The 2,500-nt window shown below is 52.4% G+C and carries 2 rRNA genes (both only partly in view); both read left to right on the top strand.

The annotated features are described in order from the left end of the window. Positions 1-1,545 (top strand): 16S ribosomal RNA (locus tag ACN6MT_RS02070) (it extends 5 nt beyond the left edge of the window). Between the two features lie 195 nt (positions 1,546-1,740). Next, positions 1,741-2,500: ribosomal RNA gene (locus ACN6MT_RS02065) — 23S ribosomal RNA — on the top strand; it runs 2,177 nt beyond the window's last position. Together the 16S and 23S rRNA genes form the textbook arrangement of a ribosomal RNA operon.

Raw genomic sequence — 2,500 nt, 5'->3', positions numbered from 1 at the left:
GGAGAGTTTGATCCTGGCTCAGGACGAACGCTGGCGGCGTGCCTAATACATGCAAGTCGAGCGAATCTTGAGGTGCTTGCACCTCTTGGTTAGCGGCGGACGGGTGAGTAACACGTGGGCAACCTGCCTGTAAGACTGGGATAACTTCGGGAAACCGGAGCTAATACCGGATAATTCTTTTCCTCTCATGAGGGAAAGTTGAAAGTCGGTTTACGCTGACACTTACAGATGGGCCCGCGGCGCATTAGCTAGTTGGTGAGGTAACGGCTCACCAAGGCGACGATGCGTAGCCGACCTGAGAGGGTGATCGGCCACACTGGGACTGAGACACGGCCCAGACTCCTACGGGAGGCAGCAGTAGGGAATCTTCCGCAATGGACGAAAGTCTGACGGAGCAACGCCGCGTGAGCGATGAAGGCCTTCGGGTCGTAAAGCTCTGTTGTTAGGGAAGAACAAGTACCGGAGTAACTGCCGGTACCTTGACGGTACCTAACCAGAAAGCCACGGCTAACTACGTGCCAGCAGCCGCGGTAATACGTAGGTGGCAAGCGTTGTCCGGAATTATTGGGCGTAAAGCGCGCGCAGGCGGTCCTTTAAGTCTGATGTGAAAGCCCACGGCTCAACCGTGGAGGGTCATTGGAAACTGGGGGACTTGAGTACAGAAGAGGAAAGCGGAATTCCACGTGTAGCGGTGAAATGCGTAGAGATGTGGAGGAACACCAGTGGCGAAGGCGGCTTTCTGGTCTGTAACTGACGCTGAGGCGCGAAAGCGTGGGGAGCAAACAGGATTAGATACCCTGGTAGTCCACGCCGTAAACGATGAGTGCTAAGTGTTAGAGGGTTTCCGCCCTTTAGTGCTGCAGCTAACGCATTAAGCACTCCGCCTGGGGAGTACGGCCGCAAGGCTGAAACTCAAAGGAATTGACGGGGGCCCGCACAAGCGGTGGAGCATGTGGTTTAATTCGAAGCAACGCGAAGAACCTTACCAGGTCTTGACATCCTCTGACACTCCTAGAGATAGGAATTTCCCCTTCGGGGGACAGAGTGACAGGTGGTGCATGGTTGTCGTCAGCTCGTGTCGTGAGATGTTGGGTTAAGTCCCGCAACGAGCGCAACCCTTGATCTTAGTTGCCAGCATTCAGTTGGGCACTCTAAGGTGACTGCCGGTGACAAACCGGAGGAAGGTGGGGATGACGTCAAATCATCATGCCCCTTATGACCTGGGCTACACACGTGCTACAATGGATGGTACAAAGGGCTGCAAGACCGCGAGGTTTAGCCAATCCCATAAAACCATTCTCAGTTCGGATTGCAGGCTGCAACTCGCCTGCATGAAGCCGGAATCGCTAGTAATCGCGGATCAGCATGCCGCGGTGAATACGTTCCCGGGCCTTGTACACACCGCCCGTCACACCACGAGAGTTTGTAACACCCGAAGTCGGTGGGGTAACCGCAAGGAGCCAGCCGCCTAAGGTGGGACAGATGATTGGGGTGAAGTCGTAACAAGGTAGCCGTATCGGAAGGTGCGGCTGGATCACCTCCTTTCTAAGGATAATGCAGTCCTTGTGGACTGATAAAACGTTGACTGTTACTTGTTTGTTTAGTTTTGAGGGAGCAATTCTCTCAAAGCTTTTTTTAATCGTTCTTTGAAAACTAGATAATCGTAAGAAGAAGTCAAAGTAAAACCGAGAATCGCCACATTAGTTTTTCTCTCTTATTTAGTAAGAGTATAACCATTTAGGTTAAGTTAGAAAGGGCGCACGGTGGATGCCTTGGCACTAGGAGCCGATGAAGGACGGGACTAACACCGATATGCTTCGGGGAGCTGTAAGTAAGCTTTGATCCGGAGATTTCCGAATGGGGGAACCCACTGCTCGTAATGGAGTAGTATCTTTACCTGAATACATAGGGTATTGAAGGCAGACCCGGGGAACTGAAACATCTAAGTACCCGGAGGAAGAGAAAGCAAACGCGATTCCCTGAGTAGCGGCGAGCGAAACGGGACATAGCCCAAACCAAGAGGCTTGCCTCTTGGGGTTGTAGGACACTCAACATGGAGTTACAAAGGAACGGGGTAGATGAAGCGATCTGGAAAGGTCCGTCATAGAAGGTAAAAACCCTGTAGTTGAAACTTCGTTCCCTCCTGAGTGGATCCTGAGTACGGCCGGACACGTGAAATCCGGTCGGAAGCTGGGAGGACCATCTCCCAAGGCTAAATACTCCCTAGTGACCGATAGTGAACCAGTACCGTGAGGGAAAGGTGAAAAGCACCCCGGAAGGGGAGTGAAAGAGATCCTGAAACCGTGTGCCTACAAGTAGTTAGAGCCCGTTAATGGGTGATAGCGTGCCTTTTGTAGAATGAACCGGCGAGTTACGATCCCATGCAAGGTTAAGTTGAAGAGACGGAGCCGCAGCGAAAGCGAGTCTGAATAGGGCGTATGAGTATGTGGTCGTAGACCCGAAACCAGGTGATCTACCCATGTCCAGGGTGAAGTCCAGG

The organism is Neobacillus niacini, from assembly GCF_048572935.1.
GTDB lineage: Bacteria > Bacillota > Bacilli > Bacillales > Cytobacillaceae > Neobacillus > Neobacillus niacini.
The sequence above is the reverse complement of the archived record's forward strand: the minus strand, read 5'-3'. Positions and strand labels throughout refer to the sequence as shown.